Annotated in this window: 21 protein-coding genes; 12 read left to right on the top strand and 9 right to left on the bottom strand. The window is 46.8% G+C overall.

What is annotated here, in order from left to right:
- Nucleotides 1-34 precede the first annotated feature (34 nt).
- Both NPE20_RS14585 and NPE20_RS14580 read left to right on the top strand, forming a co-directional pair.
- Complete coding sequence (locus NPE20_RS14585) at nt 35-1,144, top strand: NHL repeat-containing protein (RefSeq protein ID WP_256539400.1); 1,110 nt, start codon at nt 35-37, stop codon at nt 1,142-1,144.
- Between the two features lie 338 nt (nt 1,145-1,482).
- Nucleotides 1,483-2,805: a hypothetical protein gene (locus tag NPE20_RS14580; protein WP_256539399.1), complete on the top strand. Its 1,323-nt coding sequence runs from the start codon at nt 1,483-1,485 to the stop codon at nt 2,803-2,805.
- A gap of 590 nt (nt 2,806-3,395) precedes the next feature.
- Here the strand turns inward: NPE20_RS14580 and NPE20_RS14570 are convergent.
- From NPE20_RS14570 to NPE20_RS14560, 3 genes are read right to left on the bottom strand one after another with little or no spacing between them, the layout of a single operon-like run.
- On the bottom strand, nt 3,396-4,241 hold the full coding sequence (locus tag NPE20_RS14570) for a universal stress protein (protein ID WP_256539398.1): 846 nt from the start codon (nt 4,239-4,241) through the stop codon (nt 3,396-3,398).
- Between the two features lie 10 nt (nt 4,242-4,251).
- Nucleotides 4,252-4,416: a hypothetical protein gene (locus tag NPE20_RS14565; protein WP_256539397.1), complete on the bottom strand. Its 165-nt coding sequence runs from the start codon at nt 4,414-4,416 to the stop codon at nt 4,252-4,254.
- 25 nt (nt 4,417-4,441) lie between these two features.
- Nucleotides 4,442-5,311 carry a universal stress protein gene (locus NPE20_RS14560; protein WP_256539396.1) on the bottom strand — a complete coding sequence of 290 codons (870 nt, stop codon included), beginning with the start codon at nt 5,309-5,311 and terminating at the stop codon, nt 4,442-4,444.
- A 216-nt stretch (nt 5,312-5,527) separates the two neighbouring features.
- Here NPE20_RS14560 and queD point away from each other — a divergent pair, with 216 nt between their 5' ends.
- The 7 genes from queD to NPE20_RS14525 all read left to right on the top strand — a co-directional run bounded on the left by queD (nt 5,528) and on the right by NPE20_RS14525 (nt 12,637).
- The gene (queD, locus tag NPE20_RS14555) at nt 5,528-5,884 is read left to right on the top strand and encodes a 6-carboxytetrahydropterin synthase QueD (protein WP_256539395.1); all 357 of its coding nucleotides are present in this window, start codon (nt 5,528-5,530) and stop codon (nt 5,882-5,884) included.
- 3 nt (nt 5,885-5,887) lie between these two features.
- On the top strand, nt 5,888-6,763 hold the full coding sequence (locus NPE20_RS14550; protein WP_256539394.1) for a DUF6544 family protein: 876 nt from the start codon (nt 5,888-5,890) through the stop codon (nt 6,761-6,763).
- 287 nt (nt 6,764-7,050) lie between these two features.
- Nucleotides 7,051-8,064 (top strand): zinc-dependent alcohol dehydrogenase family protein, encoded by a 1,014-nt coding sequence (locus NPE20_RS14545; RefSeq protein WP_256539393.1) that lies wholly within the window; start codon nt 7,051-7,053, stop codon nt 8,062-8,064.
- Nucleotides 8,065-8,209: 145 nt separating this feature from the next.
- The gene (locus tag NPE20_RS14540) at nt 8,210-8,602 is read left to right on the top strand and encodes a hypothetical protein (protein ID WP_256539392.1); all 393 of its coding nucleotides are present in this window, start codon (nt 8,210-8,212) and stop codon (nt 8,600-8,602) included.
- A gap of 704 nt (nt 8,603-9,306) precedes the next feature.
- On the top strand, nt 9,307-9,924 hold the full coding sequence (locus NPE20_RS14535; protein WP_256539391.1) for an HdeD family acid-resistance protein: 618 nt from the start codon (nt 9,307-9,309) through the stop codon (nt 9,922-9,924).
- Between the two features lie 176 nt (nt 9,925-10,100).
- Nucleotides 10,101-10,859 carry a glucose 1-dehydrogenase gene (locus tag NPE20_RS14530; protein ID WP_256539390.1) on the top strand — a complete coding sequence of 253 codons (759 nt, stop codon included), beginning with the start codon at nt 10,101-10,103 and terminating at the stop codon, nt 10,857-10,859.
- Nucleotides 10,860-11,104: 245 nt separating this feature from the next.
- On the top strand, nt 11,105-12,637 hold the full coding sequence (locus NPE20_RS14525) for a sensor histidine kinase (protein WP_256539389.1): 1,533 nt from the start codon (nt 11,105-11,107) through the stop codon (nt 12,635-12,637).
- 355 nt (nt 12,638-12,992) lie between these two features.
- On the opposite strand, the gene NPE20_RS14520 is transcribed toward NPE20_RS14525, so the two are convergent.
- Entirely contained in the window at nt 12,993-14,093 is a 1,101-nt protein-coding gene (locus NPE20_RS14520) for an NHL repeat-containing protein (protein ID WP_256539388.1), read from the bottom strand.
- A 30-nt stretch (nt 14,094-14,123) separates the two neighbouring features.
- The gene (locus NPE20_RS14515) at nt 14,124-14,801 is read right to left on the bottom strand and encodes an NHL repeat-containing protein (RefSeq protein ID WP_256539387.1); all 678 of its coding nucleotides are present in this window, start codon (nt 14,799-14,801) and stop codon (nt 14,124-14,126) included.
- 722 nt (nt 14,802-15,523) lie between these two features.
- On the opposite strand from NPE20_RS14515, the gene NPE20_RS14510 reads away from it, so the two are divergent.
- Nucleotides 15,524-16,591 carry an AI-2E family transporter gene (locus tag NPE20_RS14510; RefSeq protein WP_256539386.1) on the top strand — a complete coding sequence of 356 codons (1,068 nt, stop codon included), beginning with the start codon at nt 15,524-15,526 and terminating at the stop codon, nt 16,589-16,591.
- A gap of 1 nt (nt 16,592) precedes the next feature.
- On the opposite strand, the gene NPE20_RS14505 is transcribed toward NPE20_RS14510, so the two are convergent.
- Together NPE20_RS14505 and NPE20_RS14500 are read right to left on the bottom strand one after the other, a co-directional pair.
- The gene (locus NPE20_RS14505) at nt 16,593-19,295 is read right to left on the bottom strand and encodes a cation-translocating P-type ATPase (RefSeq protein WP_256539385.1); all 2,703 of its coding nucleotides are present in this window, start codon (nt 19,293-19,295) and stop codon (nt 16,593-16,595) included.
- Nucleotides 19,296-19,363: 68 nt separating this feature from the next.
- Nucleotides 19,364-20,206 (bottom strand): universal stress protein, encoded by an 843-nt coding sequence (locus NPE20_RS14500; protein WP_256539384.1) that lies wholly within the window; start codon nt 20,204-20,206, stop codon nt 19,364-19,366.
- Nucleotides 20,207-20,583: 377 nt separating this feature from the next.
- Between NPE20_RS14500 and NPE20_RS14495 the strand changes: the two genes are divergently transcribed.
- Nucleotides 20,584-22,941, top strand: coding sequence for a phosphoketolase family protein (locus tag NPE20_RS14495; protein WP_256539383.1), 2,358 nt, complete (start codon nt 20,584-20,586; stop codon nt 22,939-22,941).
- Nucleotides 22,942-23,076: 135 nt separating this feature from the next.
- On the opposite strand, the gene NPE20_RS14490 is transcribed toward NPE20_RS14495, so the two are convergent.
- Nucleotides 23,077-23,946, bottom strand: coding sequence for a universal stress protein (locus tag NPE20_RS14490; RefSeq protein ID WP_256539382.1), 870 nt, complete (start codon nt 23,944-23,946; stop codon nt 23,077-23,079).
- Between the two features lie 148 nt (nt 23,947-24,094).
- Between NPE20_RS14490 and NPE20_RS14485 the strand changes: the two genes are divergently transcribed.
- Nucleotides 24,095-24,946, top strand: a complete 852-nt coding sequence (locus NPE20_RS14485; protein WP_256539381.1) for a universal stress protein — start codon at nt 24,095-24,097, stop codon at nt 24,944-24,946.
- A 116-nt stretch (nt 24,947-25,062) separates the two neighbouring features.
- Here the strand turns inward: NPE20_RS14485 and NPE20_RS14480 are convergent, their stop codons facing one another.
- Complete coding sequence (locus NPE20_RS14480; RefSeq protein WP_256539380.1) at nt 25,063-26,547, bottom strand: L,D-transpeptidase scaffold domain-containing protein; 1,485 nt, start codon at nt 26,545-26,547, stop codon at nt 25,063-25,065.
- Nucleotides 26,548-26,692: the final 145 nt, after the last annotated feature.

The following is a 26,692-nucleotide window of genomic DNA, read 5'->3' as shown; positions in this document are numbered from 1 at the left end:
GTCATATTTTTAAATATGACTTAAGCTCATTGTTATGAAAATATTAAAAAGTGCCCTTGTTGCCATCCTATGGATCGCAACTTTACTTTCCATATACTCATGCAAAAAGGAACAGATAAACACCAATGAAAATGCAAAAGAAGTGGTTTCCGCCGCCATGGGTAAATTCACGGGGCCGTTAGTAGTTTCTTTGTATGCAGGTGTTGAAAATCAAGAGTACGGATTTACAGACGGCCCGCGGCTATTGGCTAAATTCGCATCACCGTATGGCATCACCTCGACGCCAACAGGGGCTCTTTATATCACTGATGGGGCTAATTTAAGCACCGTTGGACATTACAGCAACATCAGAAAAATTTCGCCTGAAGGTTTAGTAAGTACCCTTGTATTTAAACAACTTAATAGCCCTGGCGCAATAACTTCTACAAGTGATGGTTCGGTATATTTTCTGGAATATGGCTCGAAACCCAACAACCAAAAAATCAGGAGAATTACGCTTGATGACCAAATACAGCCGCGTCTCGAATTTTGCAGAATTGGAATAAATGGTGCCAGAATACCATATGTATTTATTAGTATTTATGATTTTGCTGTTGCCTCAGATGGGACGATTTATTTAATTGACGGAAATGCTAATACCATTATCAAACGTGCCACAAACAGCATAACAACCGAATTTGCTGGCCAAACACTAAGAACAGGGTATAAAGATGGGAAAGGCGCTGATGCAACGTTTAATCGCCCTACAAACATCGCTATAGATGATGATGGCAATTTATATGTTACCGATTTCTATAACTTTCGCATCAGAAAGATCACCCCTGATGGCACTGTAAGTACTATCGCGGGTTCTACCAAAGGTTTTGCCGACGGAATTGGCAGTAACGCTAAATTTACATCGCTGCAGGATATAGCAGTTGCTGATAGTAACACTTTAGTTGTTGCAGACGGCTTTGCTGTCCGTTCTATAGATTTAACTACTCATCAGGTGACAACCATTGCAGGTTCTCAAACGTTCGGCAATGTTAACGGACCGGCACTTTCGGCGCGGTTTGGTGCTATCAGCCAAATTGCCGTTCACAACAACGACATCTATATATCTGAACAGTATTTCAGATATATACGAAAGATATCGCCTCTTTAAAATAACTTGAGTTTAGTCAAATGTGTAGGTCGTTGGTACCATCAGTGGAAATGACCTCCTGAAAGTATTTAATTTACCTTTAATTGTCACTTCTTTGCTGACAACAATCAGCTGCAAACATGAAAGTTATCATATTTTAATTATTCAGTTCCATTTATCTTCAATTGTGAACAATCTTTAATTCATCTATAAGCGATCTGATGATTTTCTAATTTATAAAATTGGTTTTTAAAGCTGGCTTAAAGAAACCAAACTTACGACAAGCAGATGCATAGGTTAATACAATGCATGTTGTTGATCTCAATAGTTTTTAAATCTCATTTTTAAACCCCTATCTTATGAAAAATCCACTAGTTTTTATTTGGTCATTTATAATTATTCTTTCGGCATCATGTACAAAAGAAAATCTTCACCTGAACGACAAAAAAACAGTCAGCGAGGTTGAAGCATCTAACTTAAAAACTGCTGATTTTAATAAAAATTTTGGAGGTTCAAAAGAGGACATCGCTACAGCAATAGCCACATCAAAAGATGGCAGCTATGTTATAGCCGGCCGAACTTTAAGCAACGATGGCGACATCCTCGGTAATCATGGCTTATACGACGGCCTTCTCATTAAAATTGATAAAAATGGGAATAAAATTTGGGCAAAGTGCTTCGGTGGTTCAAACAGCGATGAGATCACCGGCATTGCTGCTACCGAAGATGGGGGTTATATCTTCACCGGATCTTCTGAAAGCAGTGACGGCGATCTTGCCGGGCTAATGTTAACACAGTCAACCTTGTGGATCGTGAAATTGAATAGCCAGGGAGTTATAGAATGGTCTAAAGTTATACCAAATGATTCTCCAAATAGCGGGTTACGGCAGGCAAATTCGATTATCCAAACAAAATCCGGCGATTATGTGCTAGCTGGCAAGGTTTGGATTACTAATAGCACTTATAATGGTTGGTATTGCAAACTAACTAATTTAGGTAGTGTGCTGTGGGAAAAATCTATTGGTAGTGTAGATAGTGACAGATTTCAACAGGTAGTTGAAGAAAAAAACGGAAATTTATGGCTTGTAGGAACCTTTGGGCAGCCTTATGAAAGTGATCCTATCTCTAAAGGAGATGTTTGGCTCGCCAAAGTTGATAAAGATGGAAATATTACTTGCCAACAGAAATATGGTGGCTCTTTGTTAGATGAAGGAAACTCGCTCGCTCTCGATAAAAATAGGGGGATAATAATTGCAGGGACAACTTATAGTAGCAATGGAGATGTGGCGGGTTTTCATGGCGGTCGTTATGACGCATGGGTGATTAAGGTGGACATGAGTGGCAAAAAGATCTGGCAGAAATCTGCAGGAGGAACAGGAGGCGACCTTTTCAGTTCGGTAATCGCAATGCAAAAAGGCGGGTTCCTATTAGCTGGCCAAACCAATAGCCAGGATGGCGACGTTACAAATGGCACCAATTTTCAAACCGGAGATGGCTGGCTGGTTAAATTAACCGACTCCGGAGATATTCAATCGCAGAAAACCTTCGGCGGTGGTGGTGGAGATGCTTTTTATTTCATCGCTCAAGGGCTTAAAAATAACATTGTGGCCGGAGGTGTTATTAATGAGGGGGTAGATTTTAATGCTTGGGTAATCGGTATTATTTCGTCTGATAATTTTTAGGTTCCGGCTATAAAGCAAGAAAGCAAACTTCAGTCACAGTGTTACTTTTCTAACTATAGGAAAGATCGATCCTTTTTATAATAAATATTATTTCAATTATCATCAATGAATGTTATTTTTCTAATGGATAAAGCATTCAATCCATTTTCATAATCGCCGCCACTTACTTTTTCGTAAGCCGGCATAAAGTTTAACGGCCGTCGTATAAGCATTAGACCGGACCCCAATTGCCCTCACCAAGCTTGTATTAGTTTTTCTCGCCTTTGCTATTAGTCGGTAAATAAGTCGAGCTTTGCTTCTTCCATGTACCCCAGGCTTTTGAATTACTAAATTTAGCGGTAGTAAATATTCAGACCCGGATTTGTCGATCAGTTTAGCATGGATATGCTGCTGTGGATTTTGCCCGGTCAGCGTACGAAGCATATCACTCAAATAGTGCGCTGACATATTAAGCGCTGCGGCGAGGTTCATGTTAAGTACACTCGTTAGAATAACTTGCCACCTAAAAGGACACCTATCGTAATTACAATTTTTATAAGCTGTAAATCAGTTGGTTATAACCAGGGTTCTGGTACAGATGAATCACTATATTACGGCCTTTTAGGCAGCACCATTACCGGCAGCGTGAGATGGTAAGTAACGGATTCGTTTTGCCCTCTTTTAAAGAATTTGCTCATCTGTTCTCTGGGCTGTTGCATCACGGCCAGTAGCTCCGTCCGTTTATTGGCGTTAAGCCAGTCCCAGCTCTTTTTACGGCCCAGGTCCGGTATGCTGCGGAAATAAACCCCGCCACAGTTAAGTTTTTTATACAGGTCACGGTTAAGCTGGTCCTCCTTTTGGCGAATGCCTGCGTCTGAAGGGTCGGTATTCAGGTGAGCTACCATCAGCTCGGCGGCAAAATTTTCCATTAAACTACCGAGTTCCGCGACGGCGTTAATATCCTCTTCATGCAATTGCGAGGCGAATACGATCTTTTCGGGGTAACGCAGCGGGGTCGATTCCGGGACCAGCAGCACCGGTACCCTTGCCCAGTCAATGATCCGGTTACACTCATCACTGAGTATATAGGCCGCCAGATCGCCCGCTGTTCCCGGCGCGGTAACGATCAGGCAGATCTCCTCCATCCCCATGATCGTCGTCATCACATCAACGATCTCCGTGCTGGCGGGGTCAGCCGACACTTCCGGCACATCAGCGTCCGCGAAGGTCCGGGCAGTTGCCAGGCGGACCATCCGGTTGCCGTATTCGGCCAGCGATGGTTCATGATCCGGGTAACTTTCAGGCATTCCCGCCAATACCAGTTGCCTGCCAACTGGCTCCTTGCTTACCTGGAACAAAAGGATTTTCGCTTTCATCTTCTTAGCGATATGCAGAGCGAACTGTGTCGCGTGCTCCGCGTTTTTGGAAAGATCTGTTAAGACTGCAATGGTTCTCATATGTATCAGGTTAGGCCCTCGGGCTGCGCACGGGCGACATGATCGGTTCCGTGTAATTAAATAATTCGTTCTTAGTCGTGCGAATGATGTTGAAAAGCGCTGCGAGTTCATGTGTGGCCTGCATATACATTTCCTGTAATTCGGTTTCCAGCTCGCTATCGGTAGGGATTTTCATAATTAATAGTTTAAGTGTGGAAGTATCAATCAACGGTCAACGGAAATACCAATAATGGCAGGGCCGATAACTTATTCATATTCTTGGTATGACTATGGCCGAAATACTCCGCAAAAATATTTCTGGAATGGTGTGCCATCGCCAGCATATCGACCTGTCCGTGCTCACACAGCCAGACCAGGCCGGCTTCGGTCCTCGCATTATGGATCAGACGATAGTAGATATGCGGATAATCTGCCCGGTTGGAAAGTTCGACAAGGTATTCGGCCAGCGTTTTCTGCAGCCGGTCCTGCTCCTCCTCTTCCTGTTGATCGGTTACATGAGCCAGCAGGATCTCGGCATTGAGCAGTTTTGCGAACGGGATCAGGGAATATATAATCGCCAGGTCTTTTTCCGGGTTGTTAAAATCGGTTGCGAAAGCGATCTTTTTCACGGGTTTAAATACTGTTCCGGGTTTAACAATGAGCAAAGGGCCGGTCGTGGCATCTATCAGTTGCCCGGCATGATTCCCCACCAGCAAACTACTCATCAGGCCGCCCATATGCGTGCCGATCACCACGAGATCGGCGTTGTTTTCCGCGACGGCTTTGCTAATTACATCGGTAAGTCTGCCCGCTTCATTGATACACTGCACCGGCGGGTGATAAGCGTCCGGCGCCAATCCGGATTCCAGCTCCGTTTTGAAGTCCTGAAGTTCATTGACGTAATCCTGCAGCAGGCTATCGAATTCTCCACCGGGCCAGGCAGCGAAGCCCGGTTGCGGGACTTCTGCCGTGATGATCATCGCGTTAATGATAATTACTTTTGCTTTGATCCGGCAGGCCAGGTCAAAACCATACCGGGCAGCGTCTTTTGCGCTTGCTGAGAAATCGGTGGCCAGAAGAATTGTTTTCATTACAGTGCTGATTTATTGACCGTAAAAATCCGTAATTGGGCAGGCCTAAAAAGTGACCCCGGTCATTTATGAAAATGACCTTCTACCGCAAAACCCATCTATAAAACCAAAAAAAAACGGCATACGGTGACCGGGAACATTTTTCAGCTGCCAGCCAACCTGCATTTTTGTTTGCATCGTCCGGTCCCCTGATAGACTGTACTTAACGCAACACAAATGATCGTATACAAACAATTTACTTTTGACGCCGCACATTTTTTACCGTATGTCCCTGAAGGCCATAAATGCCGGTCCTTACACGGCCATACGTATCACCTCACCGTTTTTGTAAGCGGCCCGATACAGGACATCGTCGGCTGGGTGACCGATTTCAGCGAGATCAAGGCGGCCTGTCAGCCGGAGATCGACCGCCTGGATCATTCCTGTTTAAACCGCATACCCGGCCTGGAGAATCCGACAGCGGAAAACGTCGCGTGCTGGCTTTGGCGGCAGTTCAGGGATAAAATTCCCGGACTTCAAAGGATTGAACTAAAAGAAACCCCGACCTCCGGGGTAATTTACGAGGGAGAATGACACATGAAAAGAAATAAATTCTGGCCGGCCGCCTTGAAGGCAGTGTTCGCTGCCGAATTAGCCGCGGAAACCAATAAGTATTTGCTGTTGCCGGCGCACACCGGTGAACGGAAGCCCGGGGAACTGCCCGCATTGCTGCAGCAGCACCTGCGGATCTGCGGCTTTGCCGGACAGGAATCGGTTGTTTGCTGTCGCATGATCTGGAAAAACACTTTCCTGAGATTTCGACCGGGCGGCAAGTGGTTCCCAACGGAGTTCCTTCAGGTTAATTTTGTGCCGCAGCCGGCCAGGCTGGTACTGATGGCTACCAGGTTATGGGGCTTACTGAACTTCGGCGCACGGGATAAATATCAGGATGGAAAAGGCAGCATGCTGATCCGTCTATTCGGTCGTTTAACAATTTCCGATAACCACGGTAGAAAAATGGACAAGGCTGAACTGGTTACACTGCTCGCTGAAACAATGATCCTGCCGGTTTATGCCCTGCAAAGCTATACCAGTTGGGAACAGGTGGATGAGCATACCATAAAAGGTACGATGCGGGACGGCCATAGCTCCGTGAGTGGTTTGTTTCGTTTCGACGAAAAAGGGCTGTTCAGGAGTTTTGAGACGAATGACCGTTTTTACACGGACAATGGCCATTACCATGCCTATGGCTGGACGGCCGGCGTTGGTAACTATATCCGCCAGGGCGACCTGCTGCTTCCGTCTGCCTTTAAAGCGACCTGGCATCTACCAACAGGCGATCATGAATATTTCAGGGGGGAGCTCACCGGACTTGAGCTGAACAACACCGCTTTATCGGACAGTTTAAACAACCCGGCGGCCTCCCCCGAGCTGAAAAATGAAAAGACTGAGGAGCCAACAGGAGCCTTTTGAACTGGCACGGACCCCGGTCCTTTCCGTAAGGGTGGCACAGTTCTTTCAGTTAATGGCGTGAATCTCTTAGAAAGATCTCTTTTATTGGCAGCGGAGATGCCTTTTCCTGGATAAGGACTGAGCGGTAACCTAACGGAACCGGGCGGGGAGAAAGCCCGCAAAAAATGCTGGCCGGGAATTTATGGCAGGTGTTTCCGATCACGGTGAACCGAAGCTGCGTCGCCCGGTAACTTTGATAACAAAATGGTGAGGCGCTTGTTACCTGTAGACGATAACCTTAAAGGCCAATGAAATATCCCGATCAAATGCATGCCATGGTACTGAACCAACCGGGCAAGCCAATGGAATATAAACAGGTTCCTGTTCCCCAACCCGGCAAAACACAGGTACTTATAAAAGTGCTGGCCTGCGGGATTTGCCGCACCGACCTGCATATTTTTGACGGTGAGCTGGACCAGCCCAAACTTCCGCTGATCCTCGGCCATGAGATAGTAGGCACGGTTGTCAAAACAGGCAGCGGGGTCAAAGGGCTGGAATTAGGGCAACTGGTCGGCGTCCCCTGGCTGGGCCGAACCTGTGGCCGCTGTAAATTTTGTCTCCAGGGTATGGAGAATCTCTGCGACGACCCTTTGTTTACCGGTTATACGATCGACGGCGGTTACGCGGAGTATACGGTGGCTGATGCCCGCTTTTGTTTTGTACTCGACGAGCGCTATCATCAGCCGGGCTCAGCACCCCTGCTCTGTGCTGGCCTGATCGGCTTCCGCTCTTATCATATGATCGCGCCAGCCGCTAAAAATATCGGCTTTTATGGTTTCGGTGCCGCAGCGCATATCCTGATCCAGATCGCCATCGCACAGGGAAAAAAGGTATTTGCTTTTACACGTGATGGAGATACCATGGCGCAGCAGTTCGCCCGTAAAATGGGGGCATACTGGACCGGCGGCAGCTCGGAAAGCGCGCCTGATAAGCTGGATGCGGCTATTATATTTGCCGCCGGCGGTGAACTGGTTCCAAAAGCTTTGCAGGATGTAGACAAGGGCGGGCAGGTGATCTGCGGCGGGATCCATATGAGCGAAATCCCCGCTTTTTCCTACGATCTGCTATGGGGGGAACGATCGCTGAAGTCGGTCGCCAACCTTACCCGGCAGGACGGGCTGAATTTCTTCTCTGTGCTGAAAGATATCGAAATACATACACAAACCCAGCTCTTCAAGCTCTCAGAGGCAAACGAGGCGATTGCCAGATTCAGGTCGGGGCAGATCAGTGGCGCGGCGGTGCTGGTTATGGATAAAATTTGACCGTGCTTATATTGCTATTGCGCAGCATTACTTCTAAAACATGAAATAAAGCCATTTGGATGCCCATTTAATTAGTGAATGAGGTACGATGGGGAAGCTTTTTTCAGGCTACTAACAGCAAATCAGGTTCAGCACCTACAGCCCGGTGACAGCTCCGCGGCCTTTTTACAAGAAAATCTGCTATTCGGTTTTTGATCCGGCTTTAACCGGCGGCAGTCCGCTTATTTTTAACGCCGGGGCTAAAGGATCAAACATGAACCCACTTGAACTTCCTCAAATCGCTGATCTGGGCGCTTCGGTTGCCCGGTTGATCAGAAGCGAACTGGCAACTAACGGTACGGTTCAGGCTGCGGCAGGCCAAATCATCGTCTCTATCTCCCGTTTTGAAGTAGAACACCGCCTCGGAAATTTACTCCAGCAGATCTATCGTTCGGTCGACCAGCATTTTCCTGTCCGGCGGGAACACTTGTCACTGATCATCCGGGATATCGACGGCAGCTATGAGAACAGTTTTAAGATTTGGAAATCCGCTTTATAAAATCACTTCACTATTTCGCCTGGGCCACGACGATCTGTGTAATTTCAGTTATTAGCGCATGGGAAAATCAGGGTTTGTTTTAACTGCCCGATCCGCTGGATATGCCGGTTATTGTGCGAGTCTAATATTTGCCTGACGATGCTGACAGCCATGATCGCTCGACCAGACTCAACCTGCAGGGCTTGTTTTAAAAGTACTTTTCTTTAACAGCTTTCCGTAACTGATCACCGTCATAAGTTATTGTGACAGGCATCATGGTACGAACCCGTCAGGATAGCGAAATTAGATTAATTAAGATTCGCGATACCATGAAAGAGACAACATTTATCCAGCCACGAAAGCGGCGGCTAGCCTGGGCCCGGAAACATAGATTCCTGGCCGGCTTAATTACCATCGCATGATCATTTTATTGATCATCGTTTTCTTCCTGTTTCCAAAGCAGGCGGTCTGATGGCTGACAGGCATAGAAACATGCTACTTTCCTGTTCAGGACTCATTTGTTTGGCATCTTAAGTGCAATTCATAACGCCAGGGCGCCCTAACATTGTTTAATAAAACAAAATAGGCCTGCATATTAGTCAGTTTGACAACAAATCCTACAGCGGAACAGCCCAAGCCCGGGATCGTAGTGAATTTAAACCGGTAAAGACAGCATGATGCTAAAAAATATAAATAACTGCTATACAATAAATCAAGACTTAGCGATGAAAACAACCGAACCGGAAAATACCCGACAAATAAAATTTAATTTTTTTAACGATATACGCGATATCCTGCGGAACTGGTGGTTATTACTGGCTACGGGTTTATTACTGATCAGCGTGGGCATATGGATAATCGACTCCCCCTTCCAATCATACCTCACGTTAAGCTGGGTATTTGCCATCGGCATTGTCGGAACCGGTATTCTGGATATTTTGTTTGCCCTGACCAACCTGGAAAGCAAACGCTGGCGCTGGTGGCTTCTTGCAGGGGTCTTCGACCTTTTTGCGGGTGCATATCTGTTTAATAATTCGTTGATCACTATTGTTCTTCTGCCATTGGTGATCGGCTTATGGACATGCTATAAAGGCTGTATGGCCATTGGTGACGCCCTTCACGTCCGCGCTTACAGTTTCGGCAACTGGCGGCGTTTATTATTCACTGGCCTGGTGGTCGTGTTCATGGCAGCGTTGCTGCTGGCCTGTCCAATCATTGGCATTGAGAATATTTTCCTCTTCAGCGGACTGTCCATTATCGCTGCCGGGGTTTTCCGTGTCTATTGGGCTATGCAACTTCGCCGGCTGGCATCAATGATGAAAAATCAGGCGAGGAACCGTTAATGAACTCCGTAGGCATATGCCCGGTTAGGTTTCTGATAATAGCCTTTTAAAAGCGGTCTGGTGTACGACATAATATAGCGGTAGTCTTTAGATTCTTTATCATGCTTTTTTATGACCGTAATCATATTTCAAACCCTATCTGTGAAGGAACTTTGCATTGACTTAATTTAAAAGTTATGAATTTACTAAGACAAAAAGTGGCCCTGGTTACCGGGACCGGATCCGGTATCGGGAAATCCATAGCAGTACTTTTCGCTGAAGAAGGCGCAAAAGTCATATTAACCGATATCCATCAGGAAAACATGGAAGCCGTTGCCGCCGAAATCAGCGCCAAAGGCGGGACGGTCAAATGCTTTGCAGCCGATATGTCCAGCCAAACGGACGTAAAACAGGTCATCAACTATGTCATGGAAACTTATGCAACCCTGGACATCCTGATCAATAACGCCGGGATCATGGATAATTTTACCCCGGTCGCTGATGTCACGGATGAATTATGGGAAAAAGTGCTCGGCACAAATCTAAACGGCCCCTTTTTCACCTGCAGAGAAGCCGTTAAGTTTTTTTTGAAAAAAGGGTCAGGGATAATTGTCAATATTGCGTCGATCGGCGGTTTGCGTGGCGGGCGCGCGGGCGCGGCTTATACCGCCTCCAAGCATGCGCTGATTGGCCTGACCAGGAATATCGGATACCAGTATGCAGGGAAGAACATACGGTGTAATGCGATTGCACCCGGAGGTGTAAAGACCAATATCACTTATGGCATGGAACCCCAGCCATTCGGTTTTGAAAGAATGAACGCCGGTACGGGCAATGCTCCGGTTTCGGCCAGCCCGGAGGCGATTGCAGAACTGGCCTTATTTCTGGCTTCAGAAAAGTCAGCCTTCGTCAACGGGACCGTGCTGACCGCCGACGGTGGCTGGACTGCCTACTGATACCCATGCCCCCTCTGTGAGAATAAACGCAGACCGATAAACCCAAACCGTTTTACCGTCGGTATAGACAAGCTTTCATTGCCTTAAGCGCCGCTCGTGGGCAGGCACAAGAGTTGTTTTTTTTTCGTCGGGCCTTCGACTGTCGTCCGCTCACATGCGCGGTCGAGATACTTAAAATAACTATTTAGTTAAATTAAACTCCCATAAGTTTTGTAATTTAGCTTATAAGCAATTTAACTCCTGGTATGGGTGTGCAGCGCATCTCTTTGATCGATTATTCCGAGCTCCTTCCGGTAGCGGTATATATATGCGACCGAAATGATGAACTGGTGGAATATAACTCAGCGGCCGCATCTTTATTCGATGTCATCCCCTCCACAGGCAGCAAGGACTGGTACCCGTCCCTGGAAAAATTCGACCGGGAAGGCCGCCGGATCAACGCCGGGTATAGACCCGTAACGCAGGGGATCAAGCATCATGCCGAAGGTGTCCGTCAGGAGATCCGCTTTCTGCTGCCTAACGGCGGGGACCGCCATATTCTGGTCACTTCCGTGGCGATTCGTGACGAGACCGGAGCTTATGACGGCGCGATCCACACACTCAGCGACATCACTGCGCAACGGAGTTCCGAAAGAGAACAGGCGCTGCTTGCTGCTATTATTGAATCATCGGATGACGCGATCGTTGCCAAAGACCTGGACGGACGTATCACCAGTTGGAACAGGGGTGCGGAGCGGATGTTCGGCTATAAAGCCACCGAGGCGATAGGGCGGCACATCAGCCTCATCATACCCCTCGAACGGCTGGCCGAAGAAAAGCGGATCATCAAGGCCATCAGTGAGGGTAAAAAAGTTGAACATTTTGAGACCGTCCGCCTGACAAAAACGGGACAGGCTATCCCGATCTCCCTGACGATTTCCCCAGTGCGCGACGCCCGGGGCAGGATCATCGGTGCCTCGAAGATCGCCCGCGATATCACCCGGCAGAAACTTGCGGAGGAACAAATATTGTCTTATACAACACATCTCGAAGAGATGGTGGCGCGGCGCACGGGCGAACTGGATCAGGCCCTGCAAAAAGAAAAGGAGCTGGGAAAGCTCAAAAGCCGCTTTGTCTCGATGGCCTCCCATGAATTCCGGACACCGCTCAGCACGATCAAACTGTCCGCTTCGCTGATCGAGAAATATGCATCGCCCTACCAAAACCCCCATATCGAAAAACATCTCGTCAAGATCAATAATGCTGTCAATGACCTTACTGCTGTCCTGGGTGATTTCCTTTCGCTGGAAAAGTTGGAATCAGGAAAGGTCAGTGCGGTGCTGGCAGAATTTGACCTGGCAGAATTCTGCCGCGAAGCGGTGGCCGAAATGCAGTTACTGGCTAAACGGGGGCAGCGGCTCGTCTACTGTCATACCGGGACAACAGAACTGGTCCGGCTCGATCAGCAATTGCTGAAACATTGCCTGCACAATCTGCTCTCTAATGCGATCAAATATTCTGAAGAGGGAACCTTGATTCGCATGGATACCATGCTTAATCCGGGTGAATGCCGCCTTTCCGTGGCTGACCAGGGGATCGGCATCCCGGAAGCGGATCAGCCGCAGTTGTTCAGCGCCTTTTTTCGGGCAGCGAATACAGGCACCATTCAGGGCACTGGTCTGGGACTGAATATCGTCGCCCGGTACGTGGCGCTCATGGACGGATCTGTAGGCTTTGAAAGCCGGCCCGGCCAGGGCACCACTTTCACCCTGCGATTCTCATTACCGCAGAGCGGCTGAAGGAGAATTTCAGCTACTAAATAGTGCTATTTGTGCCTGATCACCGTTCCAGTGGGACCTTGATTCCCATGGTAGAAAGAGCAGTAAAAATTGTGAACGGGAAATGAATGGGAGAAATGAATGAGAATGACTTTAAATCATTTTTAATGACTATTCAGTTAATGGAGGAAAATCTTAAAGTGAAATTATAAAACTAATGGGAATATTGCCGGGTTATTACTTGATTGCCCCGGCGGGCCCCATTGAGCTACGGTACAGTGAGGCTACCAGGCGCTGCCAACCCAACCGGAGCTGGCCTGAGGCAGCGTGCCGGAAACGCTGCCGGATATCATCCTGCCGCAAAAGCCGCCATTCTTTAATTTAAAGTAATTTTTCGTATCCGGAAGTTGTCAGCTACATAGAGAACCGTATCGTTATCGGCCAGCTCCAGCGACAGGATGTTCTCAAACTTAGCCTGCGCCGCGGGACCGTCCACATAGCCTGCTGTGCTGCCAGCCAGCAGGGAAACGCTGCCGTCGGTCTGCAATACCCGAATTACCAGCCCATCGGTAAAGTACACGGTACCATCAGCCGCAATGGCCAGCGCATCGCGATAAATGGAGGTAGTATCCGATTTTACCGTATTGGCAGTCACTCTCCTGGGCACAGTTTTGGACAACGATAGCCCTCCCGCAGGATAGTTTTTAATTATATCCTTGAATGTTTTTTTGTAGATTTCGTTACCCGTTGTCATCAGGTAAACGGCGCTGTCTCTACCCACAGCAATAGATTTGTATTGTAAGGTAAAGTTGCCTGACATCGTCTGAATTCTGTATTCAATATTTTCTGCTATCGCTTGGCCATATATCCTCCAAACGCCGCTTCTGTTTACAAGAAGATAGAGCGAATTATCTGGCCCGGCATCCAGGGTGCCCTCATTAAAGGTAAATTCGTTGCCAGTTTGCGATAGTGTCAGGGTATATACATTACCATCTAATGTGATCTTCCGCAGCTTACTTTGAAGATTTGAAGTACTAAACGGATCGGCCTCTCTGTCTATCGCAAAAAGTCTATTGTCCGGCGTCAATGTCAAACCGGTGATATGCGTAAAGTAGGCATTTTGGCCCTGGCCGTCCCGGGAGCTGGTGCTGGTATAACAGCCTGCCAGAGTGGAGACCACGCCATCGTTTGTGATCTTGCGGATCACGTTGTAATCAGCCACATACAGTATCCCATCCGGACCTTTCACCAACTGGCTGATCTGATTGAACATGGCCTTAGTGGCCTGCCCGTCCAGGTAACCCTGTGTGCAGCCTGCATAGGTGGAAACCATGGCCGAACCGGGGGCAGTTACAGCAGCGCCGGAGAGAAGGCCGGAAGAAACTGCAGTCAACTTTTCCTTCTCGCAGCCCTGCAGCGCTATAAGCAGCACCAGCCCTGCAAGCAGCAGGCCTGATGGAGATTGAAATCTTTTCATATGCATGGTTCATTAGTTTTAAGTTGACAACTATTTCAGCATGATCCTGCGGATGCGGAAGTCATCACTCACGTACAGCACGCCATCATTATCGGCCAGTTCGAGTGCAAAGATCTGCTGGAAGCGGGCTTGCGCGGCGGGGCCATCCTCATAGCCAGCTTCGGTGCTGCCGGCCAATATAGAGAGTGTGCCCCCGGGCGTCACCTTCCAGATCTGGTGCTGTCCGGCAATATACACTGTTCCGTCGGCGGCTACAGCCAGGCGATCATACGCCCCGCTGTATTGAATGGCGTCAACCTGAACCCCGTAGGTCGCTTTTTCGCGCCTGACCAGTGTTACTGGTGCCAGTGCTACCGGGTAAATTTTGCTGTCGGTAATTTTATAAAGCCGGTCCCCGGAAGCGGTTGACGCTAAAATGTAAATTGCATTATTCCGGGCAACGATCATGGAAAGAACATATTGGTTCCATTCTAAAGCTTCACTTCTTATCACCTCACCCGTCAGCCTTCTCTGGACGATTGAAACGGGTACATGGACAGAAGAATAGTCAGTTTGGCTGCCATACAAGGTGTTGTCCGGTGCCGCGGCTAACACTACATCATTGGGGCCAAACCCGTAACCCAGGGTAAGTACCTGTCCCTGCTGGCTCACTGTTCTCGCATAGAAGCCTTCAGATATATAGATGAGTCCTGTCGGTGCTATAGTCATAGAGCCGATCTCCACGAAGGCCGCCTGCGTACCTGTCCCGTCAAGCGGAGGTTCGCCGGACGGTTTGGTTGCCCCTCCTGCGAGAGTAGAAACGTCTCCATTTTTGCCAATCTTGCGTATGCGATTATCATCAGCCACGTACAGGGCGCTGTCCGGCCCCATGCACAGGTAACTGGCGAGCATAAATTGGGCCGATGAAACGGGCCCGTCTACATAGCCCTGGGTGGAGCCTGCATAGGTGGACACCCTTACCCCGGTGTCGGTTGCTGCAGAATTACCCAACGGAGCTTCCGGAGCAATACCCAGATCTTTTTTACAGCTCTGCAAACAGGGGAACAGGCCGAATCCAATCAGCAGCAGCAACCGGGATTTACCCAATACCGTTCTCATGATAAATCAGTTTTAATGTGAATACTAATTTACTGAATCCGCAGCTGGCCTGCTATAATATTTAATTGATTATCAAATCGTTAACCCTTAAGCAAAATTACTCACAATGTGTATACATATTCATGATTACCTTCCCGTTATTGTTACCGCGTATGCGAAATCTTACTCAAATAATGTGCGTAAAAGGAGATGGAATTGAACTTGACGAACAAGATTGACTGCGCTTTCACCGTTCAGGATGGCAGCCGGAATGGAGATGGCTTATTACAATCTAAATCATTTACCGTAAATTCCAGCCGGCGAAAGATAATTTTCAATTAAAACATAAACTTATGGAATTTCCCATAACCGTTAAACGGTCCATCGAGCTTTTAGGTTTGTTCCTGGCCGGTACTATCGTCGTGCTGGGTAACACGGTAATAATGCCCTTAATAATGGCGTTTTTTTTCAGCCTGGTTTTGCTGCCTGTATTTCGTTTTTTCCGGAAATGGAAGTTCCCCGAAGCAATCGCCATTTTCCTGCCCATATTGTTATTAACCGTCTTTATGGGATTGATTATGTGGTTGTTTTATAGCCAGGTAAGTGCGCTTGTAGATGATTTTCCGCAAATTCAACATACGGTAAACAAACACTTAGATAACTTAAGTATCTGGATCAGTAATTCATTTGGGCTTTCCCCGGCAGAACAATTGAACTTCGTCAATGAACAGAGCAGCAAACTGTTCAGCTCGATGGGTAGCCTGCTGAGAGGCGCGGCAGGGTCATTATCCGGTGCATTGATCTTTTTGGCGCTGCTTCCTGTTTATATCTACCTCATCCTGTTGTACCGGAACGTCTTTCTAAAATTTGTTTTGATGTGGTTCAGGAAAACAGAACATGACAATGTTGAGGACAGCATCAGGCAAACCGAAAAAATCGTCAAAAGTTATCTTATAGGCCTGCTTATCCAGATCACTTATATCATTATCCTGCTTGGAGGGGTACTAATGCTGTTCGGAATCAAAAATGCGCTGCTTATTGGTCTCTTATTTGCTCTTTTAAATCTCATACCCTACCTGGGGGCGCTTATTGGTAATATTTTGGGAGTCTTGATCACATTAGCTTCATCAGAAAATATTACCGATATACTCGTTGTACTCGGTGCTATAACTTTTGTACAGTTATTAGATAATAACATCCTCATGCCCAGGATTGTGGGTTCACAGGTAAAGATCAACCCGCTTGCATCCATAGTAGGAATCATCGCTGCGGGTTCAATGGCTGGTCTATCGGGCATGTTTCTGGCGATGCCCGTCCTATCCGTTTTAAAAATCGTATTTGATCATTCTGTCCAATACAAACAATGGGGCTATTTGCTTGGCGATGAGCGACCTGTAAAAAGCCCGATCAAAGCAGGATAATTCAGCTCTTCTTCTTACGGTTTGCTGCTATAAGGCGGCAGGACTGAATCGTTAAGAGCGGCAATAAACTGGCGATAATCGAAACCAGCCATATTTTAAAAGGCAGAATGCTCAAGCTTAATACGAGACGAAGTTGTTCTACATTAAAGACCAAAACAACAATGGCGGCACACAAAAGCAATGCAAGCCATACAAACTTGTTTAAGGTGATTTCGTTACACACCGGGTCCGAACGCAGGGAAGACATATTAAAGACATGAAAAAGCTGACCAAAGGTCAGGGTAACGAATGCCGTATTATTGAGCAGCTGGCTGTCATCAGTAATTAAATATCTGCAATATAATACGGCTATGGTTACGGAAAGCGTCATCACAGCTGCGTATAAGGCGATAACCAGCCAGGTTCTGTCAGTAACAATATCTTTTTTGGGGTCTCTGGGACCGCCCTGCATCACCGTTTTGTCACCCGTACCCAGCCCAAGAGCTAATGCAGGAAAGATATCCGTCAGCATATTCAAAAAGAGAATCTGTAAGGGTAATAAGGTAGATGCCGGTGTAATGATACCTAAAATAGTCACTATAAATATTTCACTTAAATTACAGGATAACAGATAAATGACAAATTTTTGTATATTCCTGAATATTTCACGCCCATGTGATACCGCCTCCGCAATTGAGGTAAATGAGTCATCCTTTAATATGATACTGGCCGTCTCTTTTGCCACATCGGTTCCCCTCATGCCCATGGCGATACTTACATCGGCTTTTTTCAACGCGGGTGCATCATTTATCCCGTCACCTGTCATGGCTACGATCTGCCCGGATTTTTGAAAAATAACCGCTATGTCCAATTTCTGTTTGGGGCTTGTACGGGCGAAAACTGCTGTAGATAAGATCCTTTGCTTCCATTCATCCGTTAAGTCCTCCGTTTGGGGTAACTCCTTCCCTGTGATAACGTTTTTATCATGCTCGTCTATCAAACCAACTTTCCTGGCAATATGAAGCGCGGTGCGCGGGTGATCCCCGGTAATCATCACCACTTTTATGCCCGCGTTTCTGCATGCAGTTATGGCGGCCCTGATATCCATCCGGGGCGGATCAAGAAAGCCCATCATACCCAGGTACACCAGATCGTTAAAAAAACTGCTCTCGTCATTTTTTTCGAGGCCTGCTTTATAAGCGAAAGCAAGGACCCGGAGGCCGTCATCAGCCATATCTGCTGATTGCTGAAGGATCTGGCTTCGCCTGGTTTCATCCAGCTTATGAATAACCGGGCCCAGCTGCACCCTGCTACACTTCTGCAGCAGGTGCTCAACAGAACCTTTGGCGGCTACAAAATACCCGGTCGGGTTTCGGTGAAGGGTACCCATCATCATGATATCGGAACTAAACGGAACCTCTCCAATACGCTGGTAGGCTTTGCTTAATTCTGCGGTATTTAATTTGGCTGCATTTGCTAATTTCAAAAGAGCTATTTCAACCGGGTCGCCGGAGTAGTGCTTTTCCCCGTCATCCGGCCCTGATTTTGTAGCTACGGCGTTATTACATAAATAGCCGGCCAGTAACAGCTTTTCTAAGTTTTCGCTGCTGTTTTGCGTTTCACCATGATGAAGGAACGAGACTTTATCCGTTATACCTATTCTGATGGTCTCCTCCGGAAAGACAAAAGTATCGGCAGATATGGTATTTTCTGTCAACGTGCCCGTTTTGTCTGTCAATATTACGCTTGTACTTCCAAGCGTCTCCACCGCCGACAGCTTCTTCACAATAGCATTGCGCCGGGCCATCAGCAGCATACCATGGGATAAGGCAACAGTTGCCACTATTGGTAACCCTTCAGGTATAGCTGCCACAGCCAGGGCAATCGAGGTCTCTATGATGAGCAGTGCCTTTTTTCCCTGAATAACGCCGGTAACCGCGAACACCCCGGTCATGGCGAGCGTGATTCCGATCAGTTTTCGGCTTAAACCATTCAATTTTTTGTCAAGTGGCGTGGCAGTTTCGGGTGAACTTTCAACCAATGACGTAATTGTACCCAGTTCAGTAGCGGCTCCGGTACCGGTTACTACCGCTGTCGCATTCCCGTTTACCACCGATGTACCCTTAAATACCATATTATGACGGTCGCCCAAAGGGGCGTCTCCGACTATTTCCCCGGCTTGCTTAACAGCCGGAAATGACTCACCGGTAAGGGAAGCTTCGTCACATTGCAATTGATGTAATTCTATTAAACGGCCATCCGCGGGCACGATGTCACCGGCCTCAAGTTTCATGACATCTCCGGGCACCAGTTGCTCTGACGGTATATTTAGTAGCTGCCCGTCACGAATTACCCTGGTAATGGTAACATCCATTTTTTTTAGTGCATTCATAGAACTGCGCGCCTGCAGCTCCATTACGAACCCGATAAATGCATTGATCAGGATAACGGACGCTATGGCAACAGCGTCTAACATATCTTTAAAATATAAGGATATCGCCGCACCAAAGATCAACAGATATACGATGGGGCCGGTAAACTGCTCCGCCAGGATAAGCCGCCAACTTTTCTGGCGCCGGGTTTGATAACTATTCGGGCCAAATATTTTAATACGTTTCAACGCTTCCCGTTGGCTCAATCCTGTAGATCTATCCGTGCGGATTATTTGGATTACCTCCTCAGCAGTTAAGCGATATGCATCTTTCAGCGGATATGGAATGGCCATAGTAAATTAAATATACCGGAAGTGATAAGCGCCCGGGGTGATGATTGATCTACATGAGCTATCTCGCTTTACTTTCCGGGCCTTTTGTTAAACGTTAAAAGCGGAACCTTGCCGTAAAATGAATATTTTTCGGCATTACTATCAAATAACAGCTTATCAAATACAGACCTTGAATGGTGGGTAAAAAGCACTAATAAGGATGGCCTGCTTAACTTAACGGCCGCATCAATATCTTCCAATAAAGCATTGGTTATATCCCTTTTACGGTTATGGATGCTGACAGTGTAATTCACTTGTTTTTTTAAGGATGCCTCCATCAATTGTTTATCAAACACAAATTCATAGAGGTAAGATACATGCATCATCTCTACCGAGGCATGGAGAGGCCTGGCAAAATCAACTATCTTTTCCAGCTCATTCTTATAATCAGTCATGTCGGTTGCGTACAATATGTGATTTAAGTCTTTCAAATGACAGGTGCTGGGTATGCATAATACCGGCACTTCGGACCTGCTGATCAGCCCGCTTGTATGGGTGCCAAACAATTTTTCGACGGCACCGGCACCGCGGGTACTTATACAGATGTAAGAACATTGATGAGCCCTGGCATATTCAGCTATTCCATCTGTAACATCCACATGATCGTATAATGCCAGTTTATAATTAATTTTCGGCTCATCCATTCCATTGTATACAGCCTTTATGAATGCGCTTAATTCGGCTATAGTTTTGTCTTTAAAGGTTTGGGTATACTGTTCGTACTGATGTTCAGACCATTTAAAGGGTTTCAATAAGTGGTAAACGTGCAGCACTACCAGTTCCGCATTTCTGGCTTCTGCCAGCTTAATGGCATATCTGATAGCTGCCTTTGAATTATCCGATTGGTCTGTCGTTACAAGTATCTTTTCCATAATTTGTCATTTTAATATACAATCAGTTATTTTAAATTTTTCACAGTCATTTGCCGGCTGCGGTAAATGCTGGCCCCATCAAAATTATTGCCGATGGCATCAATTCATATACGCAGTGTCATTGACAACAATCGCAGCCTCCTTTCAAAGAAGTTCACTAATGCGAATATCCTTCAAAACATATAAACAACCGGTGACGACGGGCACAATAAGAAGTGATTAATATCAATATTGGCATTGATGACAAACACATTTATTGGTGACCAGGATCCTGTTACGCCCCCGTTTCTTTGGCGAACTTTACAGGAGCCCTGTGACTTAAAAAATGAAAGCATTCATGACCGAATCATTCAAATAATAAATAATTATTACGTATTATGATCAACTTGACTTCCCTGGAAATCGACAACATTCACGCCTATTGGCAGGCTGCCAATTACCTGGCGGTGGGCCAGATATACCTGCAGGATAATCCACTACTGAATGAACCGTTAAGACCGGAACACATTAAGCCCCGCCTGCTCGGCCACTGGGGTACCTCCCCCGGTTTGAGCTTTATTTATGTTCACCTTAACCGCCTGATAAAAAATACAGGGGCAGATATCTTATATGTCTGCGGCCCGGGCCACGGCGCACCCGGAGTCGTCGCGCACACCTACCTGGAAGGAACCTACTCCGAAATATATCCGAACGTTACACAGGATGAACGCGGCATGCGTCATTTATTCCGCCAGTTTTCTACTCCGGGAGGAATACCGAGTCATCTGAGCGCCGATATCCCCGGGTCCATACATGAAGGGGGAGAACTCGGCTATTCACTGGTACATGCCTTTGGTGCGGCGTTTGATAATCCCGGCCTGCTGGTCGCCTGTATAGTTGGAGACGGTGAAGCAGAAACAGGGCCTTTGGAAGCCAGCTGGAAATCAATTGCATTTTTGAATCCGGTCAGAGATGGAGCGGTCCTGCCGATCTTGCACTTAAATGGCTATAAGATATCCGGACCAACGGTACTGTCCCGGATGAGCGATATAAAACTGGAGCAATTATTTAACGGACATGGTTATGATGTGCTTTTTGTTGAAGGTAACAATCCTGCGGTGGTTCACCGCCAAATGGCAGGCATACTGGACGAGGCCTACAGAAGGATCAAACTGATACAGGACCATGCACGGCAAGGGAATCCATTGCCCTGCAACAGATGGCCTATAATTATATTACGCACACCGAAAGGCTGGACCGGACCAAAAGAATGGAATGGCATACCGATCGAAGATACGTTTCGCTCCCACCAGGTGCCTTTAACAGGCGTCAAAGAAGACCCAAAAAAACTGAAAGCTTTGGAGGACTGGATGCTCAGTTATCGCCCAGAAAGGCTTTTTGATAAAAAGGGTAAACTATTACCTGAATTAGCCGCATTGGCACCCGAAGGCAATAAGCGCATGAGCGCCCTTCCCTATGCAAACGGGGGGCTTCTGCTAAAAGAGCTTCACTTACCGGAATTCAGAAAATATGCTGTATCACTGACAGCTCCCGGTGTAACAGAAGCAGAAAGCACCCGCAACCTCGGTAAATATCTACGCGATGTATTTTCACTCAATCAGGAAACAAACAACTTCCGCTTATTTTGCCCGGATGAGACCACCTCTAACCGGCTGGAAGCCGTATTTGAAGTGACTAACCGCTGCAGTATGCAGACCATTAACCCTGCCGATGATAAGCTTGCAAATGACGGCCGTGTAATGGAGGTGCTCAGCGAACACTTATGCGAAGGCTGGCTGGAAGGTTATCTTTTAACCGGCAGGCACGGCCTTTTTCCCTGCTATGAAGCTTTTGTAACTATCGTCGATTCCATGGTGAGCCAGCACGCCAAATGGCTCAAAACGGCGCATGGGCTGCCCTGGCGTAAGCCGGTGGCTTCGCTCAATTATTTACTGACCTCTCATGTATGGCGGCAGGACAATAATGGCTACAGCCATCAGGGACCGGGTTTCATCGATACGGTCGTTAATAAAAAGAGCGCTGTTGTACGGATCTATTTACCACCGGATGCCAACACCCTTTTGTCTGTCATGGATCATTGCCTGCGAAGTAAAGATTATGTTAATGTGGTGATTGCCGGCAAACAGCCGGAATTACAATGGCTAACTATGCCGGAAGCGATCGACCATTGCGCCCTCGGGGCTTCCGAATGGAAATGGGCCGGCAATATGGCAAATGAACAACCCGACGTTATTCTTGGTTGCGCGGGCGATGTGCCGACACTGGAGGCGGTTGCGGCGGCATGGATACTAAAGCAATATATGCCGGAGCTGAAGGTGCGACTGGTGAATGTAATGGACCTGATGTCCCTTTCCCCCGTTGCCTACCATCCGCATGGAATGAGCGATGAACTCTTCAACACGCTATTTACCAATACAGCGCCTGTCATTTTCGCTTTTCATGGCTATGTGCGGATCATTCACGACCTGATCCACGGACGTCCTGATCCGGCCCGCTTCCATGTGAGGGGCTATATGGAAGAAGGTACCACCACAACACCTTTCGATATGGTTGTACTCAACAAAATGAGCAGATATCATCTCGCCATGGAGGCAGTAAAAAGGGTACCGCACATGCATCAGCAGGCAGATGCTTTCATCAGCTATTGTGAAGGTAAGTTAAAGGAGCATGCCGCGTATATTTGCGCTAACCTGGATGATCTGCCGGAGATCAAAAACTGGAAATGGACCAATTAATAAAGTGCTGCTTATCGTTCCGATAAGCAGCACCTATCCTTTTGTATAGCTCCTGATTTTGTAATTTGCCTGCTCCGATCCGGGATAAAACCCGGAATCATTGTCGTCTCTCAAAGCCGATACCATTCCTCTTATTTATAGAAATGCCTGGTCATAATGACTGGGAAATACCAGCAGCGGTAAATTAATATCTTTGGCGAGCCGCTGTGTATGGCTTGGATTGAAAAGGTCGTTTAAAAAAGTTTTGCCCCGGTGCACCATTACTAACAGATCTGATTGGCCCTCTTCAGCCAGCCAGGTCAACCCCCTGTTAACACTCCTGCTTTCAATATCCCGGTAGTAAATATTGGGGTAATCAACTTTACCCGACACATCATTTAAAAAATTATCAATTTTTGTACGGTCTCCTATATATTCATCATCATAATCTGTAACGTGGCTAATGAGGATCTCGGCATTGTAAACGCGTGCCCAGCCGGAAAGAGCATGAATGATGTCTATATCCCCCGGACTTAAGTCCGTCGCAAAGGCGATTTTCTTTATAGGAACATATTTAACGTTTTCCGGCACAAGCATCAGCGGAAAATCAGCCCTCGCGATCATTTCCTTACTGTTGCTTCCTAAAAAAAAACGGCTAAGGGCGCCGGCCCCGGACATTCCCATTACCACCAGGCTGATCCGGTGTTCAGCCACCATATTCCGCACATAGTCCGTTAGCTCGCCTACACCAATATTTTTAGTGATCTGCGGCTGACCGGGCGCACCTTTTAGACCCTTTAGCAGCTGTTTGGTGAGAATTTCAAATTCCTTCTCCGCATTTTTCTTGAGCGAATCAAAGTCTTCCAGTGGCCAGGCAACCTGTGCCGCTAATACGGACTCTGCCGGGACTTTAAGCGCGGTACAAAGTTTTATCCCGGCCTTTACTTTCCCGGCCAGGTGTAAGGCGTACTTAGCCGCATTAAATGCAGCTGGTGAAAAATCTGTAGGCACCAGTATTGTCTTCATGGTTTTGATTTTAAATAGCTTATACAAATTATATTAAAAAATCTTTCCCACAGAATGACCTGTATCATTTATAAACAAATATTTTAGTGATCATCGTCATTCAACGCGAGCGTTTTTTAAGGCACTTTTACCGGGAAAAACGACTTTTATGAAAACCATCCTGATACTAACCGACTTTTCAGATAATGCCGGAAATGCCGCCAATATCGCGCTTGATTTTGCCTGTAAGCTAAACGCGAACCTACTGCTTTTAAATGCCTACCCGGCACCCTTGCCTGTTTTATCAACGGCTGAAGCAGGTAACTGGCCTGATGAAGAAAATGCGGCACTTCGGAGAGATTTCAAAGCTGATCTGGCAGGCGAGAAGGTTCGCCTGGCTTCGCTGCTGGCCAATAAAACAAGCACACTGACCATAAGGACGATCATGGCAGAAGGCCCGGTAGGTAACAACATCGGCTCTGTAGTGAAAAACAGGAAGGTGGACCTTGTTATTATGGGCGGGCGGGATAAATCGGTAAATGACTTTTTGTTTGGCTCCGACACCAAAGACGTGATGAAAAAAGCAGGGTGCCCGGTATTGATTGTCCCAAAAGACATCAAGGGCATAAATTTTGAAGTGTTCACTTTCCTTACAGATCTTTCTTTGGGCGATCTCAAGACCATTGTAAAATTTCGCAGCCTATTCAACGCGCTAACTCTTCATATAACCGTCGCCCATGTGTCAAAACCTGTATTCATTGCCGATTTCAGGGAAGACAACATTGTCGCTAACTTTATGTCCCGCCTGGCAGCGCTGCAACTGCAAAATGTATCTTATCGCAATTTAAGGGGCGATAACATAGTAGCAGAAATTGATAAGCTCAACGAACTTGTCAAAGCAAATATTATGGCCATGGTTTACAGAAAACATTCTTGCCTGTGGAATATCTTTTTCCGAAGCCGCTGCAAGGTAATTATAGACGCCCAAAAATTGCCGCTCCTTATTTTCCCGGATATATGAGAATCCTCGTTCAAAACACCTGCAAGGCAGGTAAATTGGCTATGCCAGTACAGGCGACTGGAACAGCCGGGTAAAGACAATTCTGCGACGGTCCGTTTTCATGTAGTCCGTGTTACTTATTTCTTGGCTAAAGAGGGCTGTACTGACCCGTACATCGCGGCTTCCAGCGTTTTATCCAGATTGTAGACATCATTATAAGTAATGAGCTCACCGTCTTTGACCTCGCAGGTCAGGTAGGTAATGCGAACGCCGATAGGATCTTTGAGGTAAAAGGTCCTGGTTTGGCGTGCTGCGATTGCCTGGTTCAGTACAGATTTGTTTTGAGGATGACCAGAAGCATATAACAGTGCTGCCAGCCGTGCAGGGTCTTTAATCTTAATGCATCCGTTACTCAGCGCTCTGTTTTCCCTGTTAAAAAGGCTTGTCTTTGATACGCCATGCATAGAAATCTTGCTCAGGCTCCTAAAAGGAAAGGCGGCAATGCCTAAGGGTTCGCCACAGGCATATGTTTGTTTGGCGAGGTACCTGTGCGAGTGTTCTTTTATTTTGATCAGGTAGGGCGTATTAGGCCTTAATAATTGGCCGGCGTCGTTGTAAATCAGGTAATGATGCTGTTTGAGATAGTCAGCGTTTCTGATCGCTTCCGGTAATATTTTACCGGTGAATATTTTTGCTGAAACCGCCTTTTCCGGCGCAATGGTAAAAGATGCTATACTGGTCATGGCTGTTGGTGTTGCCGCAGCAGGTTTGCCCACAATAACCTTAAAGCTGTCAATGATTCCGGAATGATAAAACTGCAATAAAAATGAAGGGATATTTATTTGGATCGCATACTTCTCGTTACTATCTGCCCAACGCAGACGTTCCATATTCATCGCTACCTTACGAATGTCCGATTCGGGAATTTCATAACAATCGCCGGCATATAGTCCGGTATAAAGGTAAAGTTGATGCTGGAGATTCCGGTAGGCAGTTGCCTGCGGCTGAGCCGCGAGAATATGCTGCTGGAACTCTTTTGCAGCTAACGAGGCTTTCAAGTGATTGATCGCGGAAAAAACCGGCAGGTCATACCGGTCAAGTTTACCCGGCGGGAATTGGGGGTTAAATTTGCCATAATGAAGATAATTCACAAAGGTCAACATGGCATCGGTGAGTATGATATCGAACCGGGCCTGGCTTTCAATCGCGATAGTATTGGGACGCTCAAGTATATCGTGAAGCGTACTGTAAAGAAGTTCATTGGGATGAAAATCGTTATGGTTCAGCCCGTATTGCAGTACACAGTCAATCATCAGCATAGCATCCCAAGTCTGCTTAGCGCCGTTCTCAGGGTTTAACCATATTTCTTTGAACTTTCGCTGTGTATAGAGCTTTTTTGCCGATATCGGAAAGTTCATTTCTCCGACCCCTTGGGCAAGTTGCTTTTGAATCTCAACAGAAAGTTTGTTTTCTTTCTGTTCTTCTGATAAGGCAGGAACGGATTTCCCGCTCGCAGTGACGACAGCCAGCATCAAAACGGTAAAAAACAAGCATAATAACAAAATTGTATTAGCGGTCCGTATTGACTTATAACTTATATTAATATTCGATAGCTTTTTCATGATCATCATATTGATTAAGCAAATTTGACAACTACGGGCCATCTAAATAATGACAGGGATCACTGGGCGGATTGATTTAAAACACTATGAGCCGGAGCGTAAAGAAGGTTTCTGCGAATAAATGTGAACAGCTTGTCGTCTGAAC

Source organism: Mucilaginibacter aquariorum (genome assembly GCF_024498135.1).
GTDB lineage: Bacteria > Bacteroidota > Bacteroidia > Sphingobacteriales > Sphingobacteriaceae > Mucilaginibacter > Mucilaginibacter aquariorum.
The sequence above is the reverse complement of the archived record's forward strand: the minus strand, read 5'-3'. Positions and strand labels throughout refer to the sequence as shown.